Below are 22,841 nucleotides of genomic sequence, written 5' to 3' on the forward strand. Positions count from 1 at the left end.
AATGAAACTTAATCCTTCAAAAAAGATTGTTTTTCAAATTTTCTCTCTCATTGTGATTTTAGGAGTTTCCAAAACGGCTTCCTCGCAAAATTCAAATCTTGGCATCTTCGACAAAAGTGAAGATATAGGAACCTGTCTTGTAAAAGGTTCGTCTGTTTACAATTCTGATAAACAAGAATATACTATGTCAGGTTCTGGAGATAATATGTGGTATGGAAAAGATGCTTTTCAGTTTTTGTACAAAAAAATGAAAGGTGATTTTATCCTACAGTTTGAATTCAAATTTACATCACCAGTTAAAGCGGCGCATCGCAAAGTGGGTTGGATGGTGCGAAATGACAATTCATTCGATTCACCTCACGTAAACGGAACCATTCATAATGATGGATTGACTTCAATTCAATACCGATTGACAAAAGGAGCCAATACGATGGAATTGAAAATGAAAAAATTGGAAAATAATACCATCATTCAATTAGAGCGTCGTGGAAACCGTTATATTTTTTCGGCTGCCATTAAAGGGGAAGATTTCAAAACAATTGAATGGGTAGATAACGATAAAGTCATCAACGACAACGCATTGGTTGGAATGTTTATTTGTTCTCACGACAATTCAGATCTGCAAACAGCTGTAATCAAAAACGTTCGAATTACAATTCCTGCCAAAGCAGATTACAAACCATACAAAGACTACATTGGTAGCAACCTTGAAATTATGGATATTGCTAGTGGTAACCGAAAAATAATTTACACAGCGCCCAATTCTATTCAAGCACCCAATTGGACTAAGGATGGTAAAACCTTGATTTATAATAGTGAAGGGAAGATTTATAATTTTGATTTGAAAAAAGGACAACCTTCTGTACTCGATACAAAATTTGCTATCAAAAACAACAACGACCACGTCCTTTCATTTGATGGGAAAATGTTGGGACTGAGTAATCATAAAGATGACAAAGACAGACAATCACAAATATTTATTGTTCCCACCAAAGGAGGAACCCCAAAATTGATCACCGAAAAAGGACCTTCTTATCTTCATGGATTTTCACCTGACGGGAAAAGCATGATTTTTACCGGCGGTCGAGAAGAAAAAAACAATTTCGACATCTATTCCATCAACATCAAAACCAAGGAGGAGACACGTTTGACTAGTTCCCCAGGTTTAGATGATGGTTCCGAATATTCTCCTGATGGAAAGTATATCTATTTCAATTCAGTTCGTTCCGGAAAAATGCAAATTTGGCGTATGAACCCAGATGGAAGCAATCCGGAAAGAATCACAAATGATGAATCAAATAACTGGTTTCCACATGTTTCTCCAAACGGAAAAATGATAGTGTACCTTGCTTTTGGAGATGATGTTTTGCCTGGTGATCACCCTTTCTACAAACATGTTTCGCTTCGTTTGATGGATATTGAAACTCGTGAAGTGAAAATCTTGGCTCATTTATATGGAGGACAAGGCACAATCAATGTCCCAAGTTGGTCTCCTGACGGAAAACAAATTGCATTTATCACCAATACTGCTTTGACGGACTATTTTACAAAATGTTATTAATTTAATTTCATTATAATGGAAAATCAAAAACCGAATACCCATTCAAGAAGAGAGTTTCTTAGAATGTCAGCCATTGGAGTTGCGGGAATGATGGTATTGCCTTCGTTCGTGCTGAAAAGTCAGGACAAGGTGATAAACGTTGCTTTTATTGGATTGGGTAGACAAGGAATTTATTTGGTCAGTTCGTTTTTGAAATTTGAAAATGTCAATATTGTGGCTGGTTGCGATGTTTATAAATCCAAACGCACTCGTTTTGAGAAAAAGATAAACACATTCAATCAAAGCAAAGGCATAACTACGGGTGTAAAAGTTTTTGAAGAGTATCAAGATATTTTGAAAGACCCTACTATTGATGCTGTTGTAATTGCCAGTCCAGACCATTGGCACGCGTTAATGGCTATAGATGCTTGTAACGCCAAAAAAGATATTTACCTCGAAAAACCACTCACTTTTACCATTCATGAAGGACAGGAATTAGTGAAGGCAGTTCGAAAAAACAAAGTGATTTTGGCCGTGGGAAGTATGCAGCGTTCCGAAGCAATTTTCCAACACGCTGTACAATTGGTTCAAGATGGGCGAATAGGTCAAATCGAAAAAGTGAGCGTTTGGGTAGGAGAAGATCCTCATCCAAAAGCCTATGATTTACCAGCTGAAACTCTTCCCGATGGTTTAAATTGGGAAAAATGGATTGGTCCAGTACCCTTAGTAGCATTCAATAATCAACTCAATCCGCCTATTTCTATTGATCCGCCTGTGAATGAAAATGTATGGGGAGCTTGGCGCTGGTACAAGCAAATGAGTGGCGGATTGATGACCGATTGGGGTGCCCATATGATTGATATTGCCCAATGGGGATTGAAGCGGGACAAAAGTGGTCCAGTAAAAATTCAACCTGCCGGATTCGAAGGAAATCAATATTTGACTTACGTATATGACGACGGAATAAAAATGGTTCTCGAACCCATAAAAGCAGACATGAGAGGCGTGAAATTCTGGGGAAAAAACGGCTGGATAGAAGTGGCCAGAGGTCATTTTGACGCCTCGACTGAAGCATTGAAATCTTCCTACGTAAAGGATGCCAACAGCTCTAAAACTTGGGTTGGTCATCACAAGAATTTTTTGGATTCAATCATTTCACGAAATAAACCTCTTGTTCCTGTAGAAATTGGACACAGTTCAGGTACAGTGTGTACCTTGGGGAATATTGCCAATGAATTGCAACAAGAATTAAAATGGAATCCAGTTTCTCAAACTTTTGTCGGTAAAAGAAAGCTTAATAAAAAGCTTCACTACGATTATCGAAAGGGTTACCGAGAAATTTAGCAGGAGCTTTAAACATAGAATTTCAACCAACCAAATCAAATTTTCAAAGCATTATGAAAAAAATATTTTGTTCTTTATATCTTCAAGTATTCGTTTTAACCATTTTATCGTTGCAAAGTTATGTTTCATTTGCCCAATCCGTTGAAACTATCAATCCATTAGAAAAAAGATTGGATGAAATGCTCGCCAAAATGACTACCCAAGAAAAAATAGAACAATTATATTACCTAACCGACGGCAACAAACGATTGAATATTCCGCAGTTTACAGGAAGTGACGGCCCTCACGGAATCGGGAATAACGCCAAAGGATTTTCTTCTTTTCCAGTTACTATCGCTATGGCAGCTACTTGGGATCCTAATTTAATTACAAGAGTGGGTAGAGCTATAAGCGAAGAACAAGCTGCTCGTGGCAAAGACAGAATTGCGGGACCAACACTCGATATGCTTATCGATCCCAGAATTGGTCGTGCGCCAGAAACCATTGGAGAAGATCCTTTTTTGGGCGGAAGAATTTCGGCTGCTTTTATATTGGGACAAAATACCACTTCGGTTTTTGGGTCTGTTAAGCATTATAATTTAAATACTTATGAAATCAATCGTAGAACCAATGATTACCTAAGTGACCAAAGAAGTTTGGTGGAATTATGGGGACTGCATTGGAAAAGAGCCATTCAATTTGGCGGTGCTATGTCTGTTATGTGCGCTTATAACTGGGTGAATGGTGACAAATGTGCCGAAAATAAATATATGATTAAAACGCTGTTGCGCGATCATTGGGGATTTGATTATTACACTATGAGCGACTGGGGAGGATTTAAAGAAACCGGAAAAGCATTAATTGCGGAACTTGATTTTTGTGAAGGAAACGATTTGTATATCAAAGAACTTCCAGACGGAGTTAAAAACGGTCTTTACGATATCAATTTGGTAGATCGCGCTACCAGAAATATTTTACGTACCAAAATTATTTCAGGAATGATGGACGGAGTTCCTGTTGTTCCGCAGTCGATGATTGACAGTAAAGAACACAGAGAGTTAGTGTATGAAAGTGGTTTGAAAGGCTTGGTTTTGCTGAAAAATGAAAAAAACATTTTGCCTTTAAATAAAAATCAGGTAAAATCTATAGCGCTTATTGGACCCAACGTAGCCGAATTGCCATTGGACGGAAACAGTAGTTCCAAAGTAATTCCTTCCTATCAAATATCGGTAGAAAAAGGAATCAAAACCATTCTAGGCGAAGAGAAAGTGGTTTATGCCAGAGGTTGCAACATCAATGATACCGATAAAACCCAATTTAGCGCCGCTATCGAAGCTGCAAAAAAATCGGAATATGTGGTATTTGTTGCCGGACTTGACAAAACGGTCGAAGGCGAAGGTTATTTTATCAATAAAGAAGCCGACGAAAACGGAGGAGGAGTTTTAAGCCGTCCCGACAGACCTTCACAAACGGTATTGTTGCCGGGAATGCAAAACGAATTAATCAACGAAATTGCAAAAGTAAATCCTAATATTATTTTGGTAGTAATTTCGGGTGGAACCTGTAGCGTTACACCTGTTCTAAAAAACGTAAAAGGATTACTGTATGCTTTTTACCCGGGACAAGAAGGCGGAAGAGCCATTGCAGATGTGCTATTTGGCAATTACAATCCATCGGGGAAATTACCAGCTACGATACCAAAAGATGACAGCCAAATTATCCCTATCAGTACCGATTTTAAAAATATGGTGTCCAAAGGCGTTGGCTATCGCTGGTTTGACAGCCAAAAATTAACTCCTGAATTTGCATTTGGAGCAGGAATCAGTTACACTACTTTTGAGTATTCGAATATTAAAATCAATAAACCAAAAGCTAAAGTTGGCGAATTAATCGAAGTATCTTTCGATTTAAAAAATACCGGAAAAATAGCTGGAGAAGAAGTGGCACAACTCTATCTTTCCACAGGAACCATTCTTCCTGCTTTGGCAATGCCAATTAAACAATTGCGTGGTTTTCAAAAAACAGCTTTAAACCCCGGAGAGTCAAAAAGAATTACCTTGAAACTGACTCCAGAAGAATTGTATGTCTATAACGAACAAACGAATTCTTACCAAGTTCCACAAGGAGATTATATCGTTCAAGTGGGTGGAGCATCTGATAAATTGCTGCTTAAAGCTTCATTTTCATTGGCAGCAGCAAGCCCAAAACCCGATTTACAAGTGGTCAATATCCGCACAATGCCTGTTTTTCCAGAAGTAGGAGAACCATTGGTTTTTATGGTATCTTTGATTAATAACGGAACCGGCGAAACAAAAATAGGAGACGATCACATCATTCGTTTTTATGTAGATGGCAAAGAAGTGGCGCACTATTATTCAAAATCAATTACAATACCTGTTGGCGGAATGGAACAAGCTTGCGCACAAGGATCAAATAATGTGAACTGGACTGCAACTGCCGGAAAATTCAATATTACGGCCAAGGTTGAAGTGGCAAAAAGTGATGATCTTATCAAAGAAAACAATAGTTGTGAAGGACAGTTGACCATTCCAAATGGCAAAGTGATTCCAACAGAAATTGCAAAATTCATTCAATAGTAAGTTTATGAGACAGTATTTTTTCCTTTTTTCTTTTTTTCTTATCAGCGTATCGTCCAATGCGCAGCAAATTGCAAAACCATTGTACAAAGATCCTAAAGCGCCCATCGAATCGCGCATCAAAGACTTATTGTCCAGAATGACATTGGAAGACAAATGCCGTCAAATTGATGTTTGGCATCCCAAAGTGGATTTAAGCAAACCAGAAGAATTGAATAAAATAATTATGGCTTTAGGTGATACTGTGAAAAATGGCATTGGTTTTTTGCAGTTTAAAGTCGAAATGAATAGAGATGATTATCGCGCCCGTTTTAATGCTGTCCAAAAATATTTTGTTGAGAATACTCGACTCAGAATTCCAGCTATTTCTAATGGTGAAGGCTGTCATGGTTTTGTGGGTAACGAAAATAAATCAACTGTTTTTCCTGTTTCAGCATCTTTGGGAAGCACTTGGAATACGGAATTAATTGAATCTGTTTTTGGGGCTGTGGCCAAAGAAATGCGCAGTTATGGCATCACTCATGCAGCAACTCCAGTAATCGATTTAATGCGAGATCCCCGTTTTGGAAGAACGGACGAAATGTTGGGCGAAGACCCATATCACGTGGCTCAAATGGGTGTGGGAGCTATTTTTGGTTTGCAAGGACGAACTCCATTTATTGATGAAAATCACGTGATTGCTTGCGCCAAACATTTTTCGGGACACGGGCAACCTGAAGCGGGAACCAATCTGGCTCCAGCCAATTTTTCCGAAAGAATTCTTCGCGAAAATCATTTTTATCCGTTTGAAATGGCGGTAAAAAAAGCAAATGTACGCACCGTGATGGCTTCGTATAACGAAATTGATGGGATTCCCAATCACGCCAACAAATGGTTGCTCCAAGATGTACTTCGCGGAGAATGGGGATTTACAGGTTATGTAATTTCTGATTATGATGCCGTAAATAGAATGGTAACGCGTCAACATGCTTGTCTGGACAAAACAGAAGCCGGAAAAAGAGCCATATCTGCAGGGATGGATTTTGAATGCCCAAGCAATTGGAAAAACTATTGTTTTAGTGCTTTGCCAGCCTTAATAAAATCTGGTGAAGTGAAAGTAGCCGACTTGGATTCTTCTGTAACTCGTGTATTGAGAAATAAATTTATGATGGGTTTGTTTGAACAACCGTACATCAAATCAGTTTCGGATAAAATCAAATTTGAAGACCAAATCAAACACAAAAAAATCGCCTTGAAAGCAGCAGAACAAGGAATGATTTTGTTGAAGAACGACAATAAAACCTTACCTTTCAATGAAAATAAAATCAAACGTTTGGCGATAATTGGTCCCAATGCCGATGAGGTGCATTACGGAACGTATTCGAACGATAAAACTCCGGGAACAAGTATCTTGAAAGGATTGACCGACTTTGGAAAAGGAAAATTTGAAGTCGTTTTCTCCGAAGGATATAAAATTTATGAAAATGACAGCACCATAACGGCAGCCGAGAAAACTACCGAAGCAGAGAACAAGCGCATTCAAGATGCCGTGGCTTTGGCAAGTACTTGCGACGCTGTATTAATGGTAATGGGTGGCAACGAATTGACCTGCCGCGAAGATTGGAAAAATCATTCTGGAGATTATTACGATTTAAACCTGATGGGACGACAAGACGATTTGGCAAAAGCCATTTTGGGACTCAACAAACAAACCGCTGTTCTGTTAATCAACGGAAGACCTTTGTCAGTGAATTATTTAGCCGAAAAAGCCCCGGCAATTATCGAAGGTTGGTATTTAGGACAAGAACAAGGTGAGGCTGTAGCCAATGTCGTGTTCGGGAATGTGAATCCAACAGGTAAACTTGCTGTAACCATTCCGCGTCACGTGGGGCAATTGCCAGTCTATTACAACAGCAAACCCTATGTACATGAAAGTCCTTACATTGATGGACCTTATTCACCTTTGTATCCTTTTGGTTTCGGATTAAGTTACACTGAATACAAGTATGCCAACTTGAAATTGGATACTAAAAAAATAGATCCAAATCAATCCGTTACAGCATCTGTTGAGGTGACTAATGCAGGTGAAAGAGATGGCGAAGAAATCGTTCAGTTGTACATTCGTGATAAGGTAAGTTCCGTGACACGTCCTATTCACGAATTAAAAGATTTTGCCCGCATAGCTATCAAAAAAGGAGAAACAAAAACAGTTTCATTTGTAATTACGCCAGATAAATTACAGTTTTACGGTCTTGATATGAAACGTATTGTCGAGCCGGGAGAATTTGAAGTACAGATAGGAAAAAGTTCAAAAGACTACCTGTCGGATGTATTTGAAGTAGTTGCGCAAAATTAATTTTAAAAGTAGGTATAATGTTGAAAAAGTTTTCTTTTTGCCTGATTGCGTGTTTGCTATTGATGTGTTTCAATGTTAAAGCCACTCCCATTGAAAAAATTTGGGTTCAAGGCGGAACGATGCAATACAAAGAAAAGCCGGTTAGCGTAAACAGTTTCGAAATTTCAAAATACGAGATTACCAATGCCCAATATGCTTTTTTTCTGAATGGAATTGAGGTTGGTGCCAATGGAATTTTCAAAGAAATCCAATTGATTAATGTGGCTTCCAATGATTTGCAATTGGAATTCACAAACGGGAAATGGCAACCTAAAAAAGGATTCGAGAATCATCCGATGGTTATGGTCAATTACTATGGAGCACTACAATTTTGTAAATGGACAGGCAGCAATTTGCCTTCAGAAATGGAATGGATTTATGCTGCAAATGGCGGAATAAAAAATAAAAATTTTAAATATTCAGGTGCCAATACCCTAAAAAAAGTAGGATGGTTCAAAGGCAATAGCGATAGTCGTTCCCATAAAGTAGGAGAGAAGAAACCCAATGCATTAGGAATTTATGATATGAGCGGTAATGCTTGGGAATGGTGCCGAAATGACGAATTAAAAACAGCTGATGATTTTTGTGTGCACATGGGCGGAAGTTGGTTTGCGGGAGAGCAACCTTCGCAAATTTTGGCACATTACGGAAATAAGCCAAAGCATTTTAGTAACAGCGTTGGTTTCAGAGTGATTTTTGCAGCCACAACTTTGACTAGCGATGTGAATTTTTTTAAAAATTATAAGGGAAAACCATACAACGATCAAGTGCAACAAATCCCAGGAAAGGTTCAATGCGAATGGTACGATTTGGGAGGGGAAGGAATTGCTTATCACGACAGCGACAACAGCAACAGCGGAAGCGGAAATCTGAATCCTGCAAACGGTACTTTTCTTAATGAATTTAGAATTAATGAAGCCGTTGATATCTCCTACACAAAATCGAGGGATATAGACAACAGTCCTTACAATGTTGTCGAGCCAGTTATGGACGAATTGTATGCCGGTTGGATGATTCCGGGCGAATGGATTAATTATACTGTAAATGTAAATACATCGGGAACATATACTGTTGGCTTGATGTTTACGGCAAGTGGAGACGGAGCAATTTCTTTGTTATTGGATGGAAAAGAATTGGCTACAGATATAGTGGTTCCTTCAACGAGACACAACAAAGAAACCGTTGCTTGGAGACAATGGCATCACTGGAACCGTATCGATAACTTGGCTTCATTCAAATTAGAGAAAGGAACTCACGTTTTGACACTCAAAACTGTTTACAACGGAAATATGAATTACGATTATTTGGATTTTAAATTGAAAGAGTAAACCAAGTTAAGGTCAAGGAATAAAGATTTTTGTAACCAATAAATATATTTTAAATTACCATTATGAATAAATTATCAGCAATTTTTTTAAGTTTATTGATGCCAATTCTTCTGTTGGCACAGCAATCGACACCAATATATAAAAATAAAAAAGCCCCCATCGAAAAACGAATTGACGATTTGCTCAAAAGAATGACATTGGAAGAAAAAATTCTTCAAACCAATCAATGGACCTACGGTAAAAACGCCAATGAAAACAATATCGAATCCATTCAAAAAGGAGTGCGTGCCGAAATAGGTTCACTCATTTATCGCAGCATTAGTCCAGTGTATCGCAACCAAATTATGCGAAAAGCAATGGAAGAATCCCGTCTTGGAATTCCAATATTAATGGGTTTTGATGTCATTCACGGCTATCGAACAGTGTATCCAATCCCGTTGGCGCAAGCCTGTTCCTGGAATACTGATTTGGTAACAAAAGCTTGTGCAGTTGCCGCAAAAGAATCTCGATTATCAGGTGTGGATTGGACTTTTGCACCGATGGTAGATGTGGCTCGTGACCCGCGTTGGGGTAGAGTAGCCGAAGGTTTTGGTGAAGATCCTTATGCTAATTCTGTTTTTTGCGTGGCTTCTGTAAATGGGTATCAAGGTAAAAATTTGTCCGATCCTTTTTCGATTGCAGCCTGTTTGAAACATTATATTGGCTATAGTTTATCCGAAGGCGGACGTGATTATCATTCTAGTGATGTGTCAGCACAAACACTTTGGGAAACTTTTATGCCACCATTTCACGCCGGTGTCAAAGCAGGTGCGGCGACTTTGATGAGTGCTTTCAATGACATTAGTGGTGTTCCTGCATCGGCAAATCATTATACGCTTACCGAAATATTGAAAGAACGATGGAAACACGATGGCTTTGTAGTTTCGGATTGGGGGTCTGTCGAAAATTTAATTGCCCAAGGATTTGCAAAGGACCGAAAAGAGTCAGGGCTAAAATCTTTTTTATCAGGGGTCGAAATGGATATGGTCGATAATGTGTATGTTGAAAATCTGGCTCAGTTAGTTCAGGAGAAAAAAATTCCGGAAAGTAAAATTGATGATGCCGTTCGAAGAATTTTACGTTTGAAATTTAGATTAGGCTTGTTTGATAATCCTTACGTTCAGGAACTTTCAGAAAAAGACAGGTATTACCAACCAGAAAGTATGGCTGTAGCGCAGCAAATGGCCGAGGAATCGATGGTATTGCTTAAAAACAACAATCAAACTTTGCCATTTTCGAACGATATAAAACAAATTGCATTAATCGGGCCTATGGTAAAAGACAGCATCAATATGATGGGATCTTGGGAAGGACAAGGAGTTGCCACCGCTGTTGAAACTATTTTTGAAGGTTTTTCCAAAGAATTTTCTGGAAAGGCTACAATAAATTATGCTAAAGGAAGTGAATTTGATGGTACCGATGAAAGTGGTTTTGCAGCAGCGGTTCAGATGTCCCAAAAATCGGATGTAGTTGTTTTATGTATGGGAGAAATGAAAAAATGGAGTGGCGAAAACACCTCACGTTCCTCGATTGGGTTGCCTGCCATTCAACATAAATTGTTGGCGGAATTGAAAAAAACAGGCAAAAAAATAATTCTTGTTTTATCCAATGGAAGACCCGTTGAATTGGGAGATATGGAATCACTTTCGGATGCTATTTTAGAAATATGGCAACCCGGAATTGCTGGAGGTACGCCATTGGCAGGCTTAGTTTCGGGGCGTTTAAATCCATCTGGAAAATTGGCGATTACTTTTCCTTTAGTAACTGGACAAATACCAATTTATTATAGTATGCGTCAACCGGCAAGACCTAAAATAGGAGGGTATAAAGATGTTTCTAATGAACCTAAATATTGGTTTGGACACGGTTTGAGCTATACGAATTTCTCTTATGGAACGGTAAAATTATCTTCCAATACAATCAACAAAAAATCTAAATTAGTGGCAGAAGTCGAAGTTACTAATACCGGAACACGAACTGGAAAAGAAATTGCTTTTTGGTACATTTCGGACCCTGTTGCCTCGATTACGAGACCTATGAAAGAGTTGAAATATTTCGAAAAATTGGAATTGAAGGCAGGAGAAAAAAAGACATTTAAATTTGAAATTGATCCAGAACGAGACCTGAGTTTTCCCGATTCAAATGGGATGATGCGCCTGGAAAGTGGCGATTTTTATGTAACCATAAACGATCAACGCCTTAAGTTTGAACTGACAGAATAATCACGAACTTGTCTTTAAAACCCCTTTTAAATTAACGATTAATACATACAAAAATGAGTACCAAGAAAAAAGTTTTTACTTTACTGTTGCTTTCCCTAGTTTTTTCTCCCGTTTCTTCACAAGAAAAATGGGAAATGCTTTTTAATGGAAAAGATTTTAATGGCTGGACCAAGATTGCTGGAAATGCAGAATATGCCATAAAAGACGGCGCAATTATCGGCACGTCTAAGTCGGGTACGCCCAACACTTTTTTGGCAACCAATAAAAATTATGGAGACTTTATTCTGGAATTGGATTATAAAATAGAAGACGGACTAAATTCTGGAGTTCAGTTTCGTAGCCAATCTAAAGCAGAATACAAAAACGGTCGTGTACACGGATACCAATTCGAATTCGATCCTTCTGCGAGAGCTTGGAGCGGCGGAATTTATGACGAGCAACGACGAGGATGGCTTTATACTATGGAAAAAAATCCAGTTGCCAAGTCAGCTTACAAAGCTTCGGCTTGGAATCATATTCGTATTGAAGCTTTTGGTTCTACCGTGAGAACTTGGTTGAACGGTGTTCCTTGTGCCAATATAATCGATGATTTACCAGAAGCTGCCAATGGTTTTATCGCCTTGCAAGTTCACGAAATCTACAAACCGGAAGACGAAGGAAAAACCGTGCAATGGAAAAATATAAAAATTTGCACTGCGAATCTTCAAAAAGCCAAAACTCCTGACAATGGAAAGGTGTATCAAGCCAATTGCAACGACAATACCATTTCGTCTTTCGAACAAAAAGAAGGATGGAAATTGTTGTGGGACGGAAAAACCACTGACGGTTGGAGAGGTGCCAAGCTGACTACTTTCCCTACTGGTGGTTGGGCTATGGAAAATGGAGTTTTGAGAGTTTTGAATTCAAACGGAGCCGAGTCAACTAATGGTGGTGACATTGTTACCATAAAAAAATATAAAAACTTCGAATTGACGGTAGATTTTAAAATTACCGACGGTGCCAATAGCGGTATCAAGTATTTTGTGGACACCGAATTGAACAAAGGCGAAGGTTCTTCCATAGGTTGTGAGTTTCAAATTTTGGACGACAAACTGCATCCCGATGCCAAATTGGGCGTCAAAGGAAACCGTATGTTAGGCTCACTTTATGATTTAATTCCGGCTCCAACAGACAAGTTTTTCCGTAAATCGGATTTTAATACGGCCCGAATTGTGGTAAAAGGAAATAAAGTAACGCATTATTTGAACGACAAGATAACTGTTGAATATGAACGAGGCACACAAATGTGGAATGCATTGGTAAACTACAGTAAATATAGTGTTTGGCCTAAATTTGGCAATGCCGCCGAAGGAAATATTTTATTGCAAGACCACGGAAATGAAGTGTTCTTTAAAAATATTAAAATAAAAGAGTTGCCGTAATTAAAGTTTCTGTATTAGAAATTTTATATTGAATAAATTCTATCTATTTCATATTTCAAAACCACCATAAAAGGTGGTTTTTTGTTTAAAAATTAATAATTGAACCCGTTGGGTGTAATTATTTGAAGTAAAATAAATTGAATAAATATTGGTCAAGATACTGAATTTCAGTATCTTGAAGTCGCCAAACAAACCAATATTTATGTCAAATATAGTAAAAAAATATTTAAGAGTTTTAGAAGTTATAAGTTCTTTAAATTGTGAATTAGAATTTAAGTCTGGCGTCGGAAGAAAACAAAAAATGTCTGATTTAGAGATAGTTGCATTGAGTTTAACTGCGGAATTTATGTCAATTGACAGTGAAAATTCTTTATTTAAAGAGATAAATAAACAACAAATTCCTAACTTAATTGACCGAAGTCAGTTCAATAAAAGAAGGAGAAAATTATTTTTCTTTTTAGAGGAAGTTAGAGTAAAACTTGCTTCTCATTTTTTAGAATTTGAAAATTATTTTATTGTTGATAGTATGCCATTGGAGATATGCAAATTTGCTCGTCATAACAGAATTAAAATCTGTAAAAAAGATTTTGAAACTGCTCCGTCTAAAGGATTTTGTGCCTCACAAAACAATTGGTTTTATGGTTATAAACTTCACGGTGTTTGTTCAATAAATGGTGTTTTTCATTCATTAGATATTACAAAAGCTGAAGTTCACGATGTCAATTTTTTAAAAAATATAAAAGAACAAATGTCTGATTGTGTGGTTCTTGGCGATAGAGGATATTTATCTGAATCAATTCAGTTAGATTTATTTCAAACAGTAAATATCAAATTGGAAACGCCAAAAAGAACAAATCAAAAAGACTATACGCCTCAACCTTCTGTCTTTAGAAAATCAAGAAAAAGAATTGAAACATTATTTTCACAATTGTGTGACCAGTTCAAAATTAGAAACAATTATGCTAAATCTTTTGAAGGATTTAAAACACGGATTTTAGCAAAAATAACGGCATTAACATTGGTTCAATTCATCAATAAATTTATTTTTGATAGACCAATAAATAATATTAAGAATCAAACAATTTAATTACACCCAACGGGTTAATTGATTAAGATATATCACAAATAAAAAACCCTAACTAATTGCTTTTCAATTGTTAGGGTTTTAATTCAGCGGAGAAAGAGGGTCTAGGCTCTTGTTTATAAGGTGTTGAATTGCAGTATTATATAATTGAATTGAAAATTGGGTAACCGAATTTGCCCCCTTTTTTATCGTTTAGAATTCCATTAACTTGTGAAGTGTAAAAATACAAAATTAACTAGATAAATCATAACTTAAAGTGTAAAGAATACTAAAAAATGAACTAGTTATTAAAAACCATTTTTATCTACGATGGTTTAAAATTTGAACAAGTATTTTCTAATTTTATCCAAAAATCAAGTGAGCTACTTGTTCATATTTTATTCCTGTGTACAAGCAAAACTCATCTATCGTTAAGAACTCATTTTCGAGCTTGTTGAGGTCGGTTTTCACCTTTTGCATTAATCTGGTACTTTGGCGGTAACTTTTGCCTGTGATGCGCTGTATGTCCTTCGGGTAAATGCAAACCCTCTGTTTTTCATTTTTCATACACTATCTATGCCTTTGACTAGGCTTTGACTAGCACTAAAGTGCCAGAGGCCTGATCCTAAAATAACTATACAAATTAATAAATTAATCCTACCGTGGATATACAAATATAACTGTTTTTAGATTACAATTTATAAATGCAAGTTACACCTCTCTGGGGTGTTTTTTTATGCGCATTTGTGTCGATTTAAGTCATTTGGGTCGTTTTCAGACATATGGAACTGTGCACGCTTTTTTATTCTGTTAAATCGGTTAAACTTTGTGTTCAAATCATACGAGGTTTAGTTGCAACGAAGAGTCGGAATGAGGGAGAGAAAATGATTTAATAATTTAAATTTTAGGAATTATGGCAAGGCAAAAAGGCATAATTAAGTTGAAAGGTACTATCGGGGATATTACCTTTTACAAAACCCAGGACGGGCATTTGGCTCGCGAAAAAGGAGGCATCGACGCCAGCAGAATCAAAAATGATCCTGCGTTTCAGAGAACTCGTGAGAATGGGTCTGAGTTTGGAAGAGCAGGGAACGCTGGCAAGATTTTGAGAACGGCTTTGAGAGGTTTACTCTTGAATTCTGCTGACGGTAGAATGGTGAGCCGCTTGACTCAACAAATGGTTAAAGTAATTCAAGCTGACGTTACTAGCGTTCGAGGATTACGAAATGTGATTGATGGCGAAGCTGAATTGTTAGCTGGCTTTGAATTCAATATCAGAGGGAAACTGGGCACCAGTTTATTTGCGCCATTTGTGGCGGGAATTGACCGAGTATCTGGTGATATCACTGTTGATTTGGATTCGTTTGTTCCGATCAATATGATTGCGGCTCCATCTGGAACCACGCATTACAAAATCATATCTGCGGGAGCAGAGATTGATTTTGAGAATGAAACTTTCGTTGAAGCTCATTCACAAAGTGACATTCTTCCTTGGGATGCAGTGGATACAGTACCCATCAATCAGGTGAATACTGTTACTCCAGCAAGCACAAAGCCTTTGTTTATGGCTTTGGGAATTGAGTTTTACCAAGAAGTGAACGGTCAAATGTACCCGTTGAAAAATGGTGCTTACAATCCATTGGCGTTGGTGCAAGTGGATGGCGGAGTTTAAGAAAGTCATCAGTGATCAGTTTTTAGTGTTCAGTAATGATCCTATTTTTAACTAGAACTTATTTCCCTGAAGGGTGCAATGGTAAACTCGAATGCGAGGGCAAATTCATCTGTAACACGATTGAATTGCCTTGGAAGAATAACGAAACGAAGGTTTCCTGTATTCCGGAGGGGAAATATTTTATCAGAAAGCGGTACAGCAAGAAGTTCCAATGGCATTTGGAAATAGTAGATGTAAAAAACAGAAGTTTGATTCTGTTTCACCCAGCCAATAATGCACTAAGAGAATTGAATGGATGTATTGCTCCAGTAACAAAACTTTCTGGGCCCGGATTGGGTCTGATGTCTCGAAAAGCTTTTACCAAGCTGAAAGGCTTGGTTTATAAAGTGTTGGACAGACAAGAAAGTGTGGAATTGATTGTAGATTCGCTCCTTCGAGGGAATGACAGAGAGGAATGATTCCCGCTTTCGCGGGAATGAAAAAAAGAGAAAAGATGACTATTATAAAACGAGTGAAAGCTCCCACGCCTAAATTTTTTAAAGTGCTTCGAAATATTGGATTGGCTATGGCTGCCATTGGCGGAACGATTCTGGCTGCGCCAGTAGCTTTGCCAGTTGTTTTGACAACTGTTGGCGGTTATCTGGCTGTTGCGGGTGGAGTGGTCTCGGCGGTGAGCCAGCTGACCACCAATCCGGAAACTCCCGAAAAATCGGGACAGATTCCCGAAGAGGGAATAACCAAAGAAGATGACTAACGGTAATCATACTCTAATGGGGACAGCCGGAGGTACTTTTTTGAGTGTATTGCCGAATTTACATTCGGAAGATGTTTTAAAAACGATGCTATTAGCTGCTCTTGGAGCGATTGTCAGTTTTGTAATATCAATGCTACTCAAATACCTCATCAAGAAGCACAAAAAATAGTCTAATTCTATCCCGAAGTTTCGGGAGTGGTGACCTTTGGATTAGACAAAATGAGCCCAAACCGTGCGGTTTGGGCTTTTTTCGTTTTAGATTTCTTCGAAAATATTCAAAGTCACTTCCTCAATAACCACTTTTGCATTTCTGGAATATAATCCATTGTATTTGGCACAATCCAGGGCTTTTGGGCGGCTGTCGAAGATTCCGTAAAAGACTCTGGAGATTTTGGTTTTCCAGATGTCGGTTTGGTAAAGGATAAACAGTTTCATAGTTGACGTGATTAGGTTAAAAAAGAAATTATTTCCTGCAATAGCGGTATAAAATAGCCTTGCGGAGGTCGTTTATAAGCATTAATTCTTCCCTGCGTTGGTTTTCTTTTTGCTCCAGCAGTTTGAGGGCTGCCACATTTTTAAGGTGCTGCTCGTGTTCGACCATCATCAGACTGGATTGGGGGTTGAATTCTTTGATGAAGTCCGGGAGGCGTAAAAAGGGAATCACGGAACCGATTAAAAATGGGTGCCAAAATTTGGTTTGCCACAAGCTGTAAGCGATCAGAAAGATGTTTTCAAGGTCCTCCTCGTTTGAAAAAATGATGACAAAACTGTTCGTAAATGGCTCTTTTTGGGGCTTGCCGCTGTTCATCCCTTTGTTAAGGATGAATAAATGGGGTTTGGTGTACAGGGTGTCTTTTCGGTGGGTTTTGATGATAAAATTGGTCATAGCTTAGGATTTAAAATTGATTGGCTTTTCCATTTTTAGCTAATTTTCCTTTGCACTACTGGTTTGCTTCGCTGCGCTTCGCACCATAAAATTTTTTCAAAGAAAAAAAAGGAAAAAAAAGAAAGTGATCTCCCAAGCGGAGGTTTCAAGAAAGTCAAGTTTTTTTATAAAAAAATACTACCCCACGCGTCTGCTGTAACGGAGGAGCGATTCTATAATCAAAAGCTGTTGTGAAATGATGAGGGTGGAGATTTTTTTATAAAAACAGGAGGCTCGAACTTTACTTTCTTGAAACTGGAGCTTACCTTTACTTTCTTTTTTTTTATTTTTTTTATTTTTCTTTCGTTAACAAAAATTCTTTTTTATTCTATTCAAAAAGTTGTTTCAAGGTCGGGTGGTATTGGCAAGTGTAATGTTTTTTTTATTTGCTTACTGGGGTGTTTCTGATTGTGTTTGTGAAAAAGTGGATGCCAGAAGTAGTGTTCAGTTTGCAGTTGTTTAGTTTGCAGAAAATCGTATTATAGAACGTTTTGGCATCCGCTTTTTCGCAAATGCAATTAGTGGGGATTTTGTGGCAAATGAAAAAACGATACTCTTGCTGTTCGTTTGATTTTGTGGGTGCAGGACATTGCTTTATTGGAAGTGAAGTTTAGGAAGCAACGTGATAGTGATGGTCTGCACTCACAAAAACAATGAAAATACTTCCTATGTTTTTCCTATTCAAGAGTGTTTTTTTTAGTCGGATAGTTGTGGAAAGGGTATGAATTTTTAAAACTGAAAAACACTATAACTGCCATTCCAAATCTTTTTCTGTTTTAAAAATTTATACTCTTTCCTAGATTTGATTTTGTGGGTGCAGGTCATTACTTTATTGGAATTTTAAATTTATCAATCCACGTGGTGGTAATGGGCTGCACTCACAAAAACAATGCATTATCTTACCTAGTGCGATGGGGCAGTAGCGCAGGCAAGGGTATTGTTTTTTTTATTTGTTTATTGGGGTTTTCTGATTGCTTTTTTGGAAAAGCTGGTGCCTGAAGAAGTGTTCAGTTTGCAGTTGAACAGTTTGCAGAAAATTGTCCTATTAAACGGCGTGGCAACTGCTTTTTCAGGAAAAGCAATTAGTGGGGATTTTATGGCAAATAAAAAAACGATACTCTTGCTGGCTTTTTGATTTTGTGGGTAGCAAAAATGGGTTTTACCATAGGCAAATCAACAGCACTCCAAAGCCATTTTTGCTACTTACAAAATCAATGCAAATACTTCCTATCACTAGTGTCCACTTAAAATAAGTTGAAAACCAGCTGGTTAGTAATATGTTCATTGACATTATTGTAATCTGATTTCATAAGTAATTCATTTACAGGTGTTTTATCGAGTAATGATGCTGATAAAATTTGTAGAATTTCGTAGATTGAACGATTGATTTTTAAATCTTTCGCAATGATTGATACCAAGCAATAAGTTATTATTGCGATGTTAATTTGTATGCGAACAGCATTTTCTGTTGTTCCCCAAAAGGTCTTAACTTTCAAATGTTGTTTAATCCATTTGAAGAATAATTCAATCTGCCAACGCTGTTTATAAAGTAAGGCGATTTGTTGGGCTGATAAATCAAAATTGTTCGTCAAAAAGATTAGCATTTTTTTGTTTTCATCATCAAAGAACTTGACTTTTCTTATCTTTTAAGGATAATCTTTGGAAGTATAAAAGCCATCTATTTTTCCTGTTTGGTCATAAATAACTCCTGAGGATTTATCGGTCTTCTTGGAATACATTCTTTTAAATTTTAAATTTGATTTTGTTCTAACAACAAAATATGCAGAAGATTTTGTAATTCGATAAAGTCTTAAGTAATCAACATAAGCACGGTCAAAAATATAATAAGCAAAACGTTCGTAATTGATTAAGTCCATTGCATTAACATCGTGAACGTTTGCCTCGGTGATGTGAATAAATACGGGGATTTGTGTATTAATATCAAAAAGTGTGTGAAGTTTTATTCCTGCCTTGGTTGTTCTAAAATGAGCCCACCAAAACACACTCAAACACAAATCAATTGTTGAAGAATCAAAAGCATAAATATTGCCTTTTATCTCAAAACTATCATTGCTGTTTTTTTCTTGAGCAATCAATATTAAATGATTAGCAAAGTCTTCGAATATTTTATAATTGCGATTCTCATTTGCCTTGGCTAAGTTACTTCGAGTTACATTTTTTCCAAAACCTAAATGATACGATTTTGATTGATGTGCTTCAATAACAATTATCAAATCTCTCAAGCTATCCCGAGAAGATAATTGACCAAAAATCATACATAAAAGTTGGTTCCAACAAGTAAAATGTCTAACCTTTTTGTTACCATCATACTTTGTTACAAATCTATCAAAAACACGTTGGGGCAGAAATTCAACTAATTGAGAAAAGACATATTTTCCGTGATTCATATTCGTAAAGTTAATTTACGAACATAATAGATTCATTTCAAATCGTCACGCTCTAAAATGATACTTAAAATACAGATTTACAATAATTTCAAAGAACTTTTTTTAATCTATAGTGGACACTAGTGACTTCCTATATAACGACAAAGTTGCTAAGACCATTATAAGTAAACAGCGAGAGAACATCGTTACATTAAGATATGCATTCATCGGGGGGAATAGTAGTGGTTTGTGAAGGGCGGCTTTTTGAGCAGCTCACAACGAATGCTTGAAGATTGGATTATTTTTTTGAGTTGCTCAAAAAGCTGTCCTGGAGCAAACCACCGGAGCGTTGGCCGTGCGGCTGTTTTACATAATTGATATTATAGCTTCATTGCAAAAACCAAAAAACAATAAAAACGCTTTGTGATGAACTATAATACTCAATTATGTAAAACAGCTTTGGGGAAAAAATTGCTGGCGCGAGTCACGCAGTGTACGTGTTTTTGGGCAAAAACCGTGACAGCAATTTTTTTAGGAGCGTTGGCCAGGAGTGCCAATCAAAGTGTAAAACGTCCTTTTTACCACCGAACGAAAAAAGATATGGTCGTTATTGGAAAAGTAATTGCCCTTCTCCCTTCGCGGGCGCTACCATTGAATTTTTTTGAATAAAATATTGAATAGCAACAACTTAAACCTCTGGGTGGCATTCAATTTGTAAAGTTTTTTAACCACTTACTTCACATAGCGATCGGAACAATGTGGTTAATTTTTTATTCAATCGATTAATTAAAAGTATATTAATTACACCCAATGGGTTAAGTGGTAACTTTTTTATTTCAGTTCCTTTTCATAACTAAAACCCCATTAACTTAATTAATTTCCAATGATTTATAAAATAAATGGAGTTTTTTTTAACATTTTATTTTGTTGCGCTTCAAGGTCTATTTTGAATGACTACTAATAGTGTTTTTATTGTGCCCTTGTACTTTCTTAAGGAAAAGATTTAATTTTATCAATACATCCAATTGTAAATTATTGATAAGTATTTAAGAGTAATCCATTGGATTTATTAAAAAAAATGAGACAGAATTTTTCGAAGAAAAAACTAAAATGGTCTTGTTTTTCAAAAGAATCTTTATAAAGTCAAGTACACGAGTAGGATGTGATTAAGTTGTTGCGTTTGCGAATTTCATAATATTGCAATAGCCAGAAAGGAAGCGGCAGCACTATTATTCATAGATTCCATAGCGAAGGAAAATTGATTCAACTTCAGATCTCTCGAGATTGATAAAATACGAAGAAGCCGTTCCATTGAGGACGGCTTCTTTTTTTATCATTCTGATTTTTATCAAAATCTAATAATGCTTAATCATTTTTATCATTTTGTATTTAGTATCGGACTAACTTTTACCAATAATGAACCGGATTAATTATCAGTAGAGTAATTCTGGTTAGGGTTTTCAATAGAAATCACTGGTTTTCAATGCCGTTTATGAATATTTTTTTATATTAGCAATCGGTTTTATTAAGTTGCAGTAGTACCAAACTATATTTTTAGAATATTCTAGGGCTAAAAAAAAACTACACATAAAATACACTTTAAGTAAATTAGAATAAATAGACCAAATAGCTTTTAATTATAATGTAATAAATAAGGTATTATGATGCAAAACAGTTTGAAAATTACCGTTCTATTGTTGCTTTTTTTGGGTTCTTGCAAAGACAAACAAGACAGTACTCAACCTCTAGAAAATAAGGAAGCTCCAACTGAAATTAAGGAAAATTTAGCAAGCCAGGATGAAAATTTCAAAGTCGTTGCTGATTCTGTAGTCACTCGACTCAATCGAGAAATCATTGAAGAAAACATCAAAACGGAATCCGAAATTATGGGGTTGTACAAACCCAAAGACATTTATGCCGAGGGCAATTACAGTTATGAAATTGAGACAAAAGAAATTGATGCCAACAAAAAACAACTTACTTTGATAGAAGAAGGCCTAATGGACGATGCGCTCAAAGCACAAAAAGTGGTAATGGTTTTGGAAAATGCCAGTAATGGAAAAAAAATAATTTCGATCAAAGAAGCTTACAAATGTTGGAGAAATCCCAATAATGAAAATTGGACCACTGCATTGTGTAAGTAAATCGTCGTTTTTCCCGGAGATAGCAGTATTAATTAGAATATTTATATAATTTCATCGTTAACTTTAATTATAAAACAAATGAAACTAACTACAGTACAGAAGATTACAGTCGTATTATTGGTAATGTACCTAATTTGGGAAATTGTGGTTCAATATTGGGCTACCACCGAGAAAACAGCTGTCATCAGAGCCGATCTCGCTTTAATTTACCCAATACTCCTCATTTTTATACTCATATCGGTAGTTCAAATTTTTAGAAAAAAATAATAATTAAAAAAGTATCACTTATGAATTGTTTGAATTGTAATTCCGAAACTACGGGTTCTTATTGCTATAATTGTGGACAAAAAACTAGTACCACGCGTTTTTCTTTTAAGCACATTTTCAAAACCGATATTGCCAATAAATTTTATTCCTTTTTCAAAAATGACCTCTTTTTTACCTTAAAAGAATTGGCCACTAGACCTGGTTTTTCTGTTCGAGAATATATCGAAGGAAAGCGAGTAAATCATATGAACTATATGAGTTTGTATTTGTTGCTGTCGGCTGCTGGAATATTTTTGGACAAATATGCCAAGGTAACTGAAGCTGTTTTAAATACAAATGATGATGATAGTGCTAAGGCAATAAGTAAATATTACGAATTTGTTCGTGACAATCCTAAAACCTTTATTTTTATAACAATACCAGTGGTTTCAGTTTTTACCTTTCTATTTTTTAAGAAAAGTAAATTCAATTTTTCGGAGCATTTAATTATGAATGTCTATAAAGCATCGGCAGTTTTGGTTATTACTAAAATCGTGACTTTGCTTTCTATACTAACTTCAAATTTAACCTTCTTAAAGATAGTAAATGATCTTTTTGGCTACGTTGTTTTTGGTTATTCTGTGTGGTTTTTATACCAATTCTTTTATGATAACAAAATCTATAGTAAGCTGAGTATTTTTTCAAGAACCGCATTGTCCGTGCTGTTGGGGATGCTGTTTTCAACCATTTTTATGTTTATTTATTGGCTAATTGAATTTGCCATTACAGGTCAAAAAATATTTTAA

18 protein-coding genes and 1 pseudogene are annotated in these 22,841 nt (G+C 36.5%); 16 read left to right on the plus strand and 3 right to left on the minus strand.

The genetic code is table 11. The annotated features are described in order from the left end of the window. Window position 1 precedes the first annotated feature (1 nt). The 12 genes from E1750_RS17000 (at window position 2) to E1750_RS17060 (ending at window position 16,502) form a co-directional block, all read left to right on the plus strand. Window positions 2-1,561: a TolB family protein gene (locus E1750_RS17000; protein WP_133277916.1), complete on the plus strand. Its 1,560-nt coding sequence runs from the start codon at window positions 2-4 to the stop codon at window positions 1,559-1,561. Window positions 1,562-1,576: 15 nt separating this feature from the next. Then, window positions 1,577-2,884, plus strand: coding sequence for a Gfo/Idh/MocA family protein (locus E1750_RS17005; RefSeq protein ID WP_133277917.1), 1,308 nt, complete (start codon window positions 1,577-1,579; stop codon window positions 2,882-2,884). A gap of 53 nt (window positions 2,885-2,937) precedes the next feature. Then, the gene (locus tag E1750_RS17010; RefSeq protein ID WP_133277918.1) at window positions 2,938-5,460 is read left to right on the plus strand and encodes a glycoside hydrolase family 3 C-terminal domain-containing protein; all 2,523 of its coding nucleotides are present in this window, start codon (window positions 2,938-2,940) and stop codon (window positions 5,458-5,460) included. Window positions 5,461-5,467: 7 nt separating this feature from the next. After that, entirely contained in the window at window positions 5,468-7,795 is a 2,328-nt protein-coding gene (locus E1750_RS17015) for a glycoside hydrolase family 3 N-terminal domain-containing protein (protein WP_133277919.1), read from the plus strand. 17 nt (window positions 7,796-7,812) lie between these two features. After that, the gene (locus E1750_RS17020) at window positions 7,813-9,162 is read left to right on the plus strand and encodes an SUMF1/EgtB/PvdO family nonheme iron enzyme (protein WP_133277920.1); all 1,350 of its coding nucleotides are present in this window, start codon (window positions 7,813-7,815) and stop codon (window positions 9,160-9,162) included. Window positions 9,163-9,224: 62 nt separating this feature from the next. Continuing rightward, window positions 9,225-11,423 carry a glycoside hydrolase family 3 N-terminal domain-containing protein gene (locus E1750_RS17025; protein WP_133277921.1) on the plus strand — a complete coding sequence of 733 codons (2,199 nt, stop codon included), beginning with the start codon at window positions 9,225-9,227 and terminating at the stop codon, window positions 11,421-11,423. A gap of 53 nt (window positions 11,424-11,476) precedes the next feature. Next, a complete protein-coding gene (locus E1750_RS17030) occupies window positions 11,477-12,844 on the plus strand; it encodes a 3-keto-disaccharide hydrolase (RefSeq protein ID WP_133277922.1) in 1,368 nt (455 codons plus the stop codon). Window positions 12,845-13,046: 202 nt separating this feature from the next. Then, the gene (locus E1750_RS17035; protein ID WP_133277923.1) at window positions 13,047-13,931 is read left to right on the plus strand and encodes an IS982 family transposase; all 885 of its coding nucleotides are present in this window, start codon (window positions 13,047-13,049) and stop codon (window positions 13,929-13,931) included. An 889-nt stretch (window positions 13,932-14,820) separates the two neighbouring features. After that, window positions 14,821-15,579, plus strand: a complete 759-nt coding sequence (locus E1750_RS17045; protein WP_133277925.1) for a hypothetical protein — start codon at window positions 14,821-14,823, stop codon at window positions 15,577-15,579. Window positions 15,580-15,614: 35 nt separating this feature from the next. After that, window positions 15,615-16,037 (plus strand): DUF5675 family protein, encoded by a 423-nt coding sequence (locus E1750_RS17050; protein WP_133277926.1) that lies wholly within the window; start codon window positions 15,615-15,617, stop codon window positions 16,035-16,037. 35 nt (window positions 16,038-16,072) lie between these two features. Then, window positions 16,073-16,333 carry a hypothetical protein gene (locus E1750_RS17055; RefSeq protein WP_133277927.1) on the plus strand — a complete coding sequence of 87 codons (261 nt, stop codon included), beginning with the start codon at window positions 16,073-16,075 and terminating at the stop codon, window positions 16,331-16,333. Continuing rightward, a complete protein-coding gene (locus E1750_RS17060) occupies window positions 16,326-16,502 on the plus strand; it encodes a hypothetical protein (RefSeq protein ID WP_165698068.1) in 177 nt (58 codons plus the stop codon). Before E1750_RS17055 ends, E1750_RS17060 begins: the two co-directional genes overlap by 8 nt. Before the next feature lie 86 nt (window positions 16,503-16,588). On the opposite strand, the gene E1750_RS17065 is transcribed toward E1750_RS17060, so the two are convergent. The 3 genes and pseudogenes from E1750_RS17065 to E1750_RS17075 all read right to left on the minus strand — a co-directional run bounded on the left by E1750_RS17065 (window position 16,589) and on the right by E1750_RS17075 (window position 19,666). Continuing rightward, window positions 16,589-16,768 (minus strand): hypothetical protein, encoded by a 180-nt coding sequence (locus E1750_RS17065; protein WP_133277928.1) that lies wholly within the window; start codon window positions 16,766-16,768, stop codon window positions 16,589-16,591. Window positions 16,769-16,796: 28 nt separating this feature from the next. Beyond that, the gene (locus tag E1750_RS17070; RefSeq protein ID WP_133277929.1) at window positions 16,797-17,219 is read right to left on the minus strand and encodes a DUF6943 family protein; all 423 of its coding nucleotides are present in this window, start codon (window positions 17,217-17,219) and stop codon (window positions 16,797-16,799) included. A 1,283-nt stretch (window positions 17,220-18,502) separates the two neighbouring features. Beyond that, a pseudogene (locus E1750_RS17075) lies at window positions 18,503-19,666 on the minus strand (IS4 family transposase). A gap of 405 nt (window positions 19,667-20,071) precedes the next feature. On the opposite strand from E1750_RS17075, the gene E1750_RS17080 reads away from it, so the two are divergent. The 4 genes from E1750_RS17080 to E1750_RS17095 all read left to right on the plus strand — a co-directional run bounded on the left by E1750_RS17080 (window position 20,072) and on the right by E1750_RS17095 (window position 22,841). Then, a complete protein-coding gene (locus E1750_RS17080; RefSeq protein ID WP_133277930.1) occupies window positions 20,072-20,314 on the plus strand; it encodes a hypothetical protein in 243 nt (80 codons plus the stop codon). 992 nt (window positions 20,315-21,306) lie between these two features. Then, on the plus strand, window positions 21,307-21,789 hold the full coding sequence (locus E1750_RS17085) for a hypothetical protein (protein WP_133277931.1): 483 nt from the start codon (window positions 21,307-21,309) through the stop codon (window positions 21,787-21,789). 78 nt (window positions 21,790-21,867) lie between these two features. Continuing rightward, complete coding sequence (locus E1750_RS17090; protein WP_133277932.1) at window positions 21,868-22,056, plus strand: hypothetical protein; 189 nt, start codon at window positions 21,868-21,870, stop codon at window positions 22,054-22,056. A 20-nt stretch (window positions 22,057-22,076) separates the two neighbouring features. Beyond that, window positions 22,077-22,841 carry a DUF3667 domain-containing protein gene (locus tag E1750_RS17095; RefSeq protein WP_133277933.1) on the plus strand — a complete coding sequence of 255 codons (765 nt, stop codon included), beginning with the start codon at window positions 22,077-22,079 and terminating at the stop codon, window positions 22,839-22,841.

It is taken from the genome of Flavobacterium nackdongense, assembly GCF_004355225.1.
Classification (GTDB): Bacteria; Bacteroidota; Bacteroidia; order Flavobacteriales; family Flavobacteriaceae; genus Flavobacterium; species Flavobacterium nackdongense.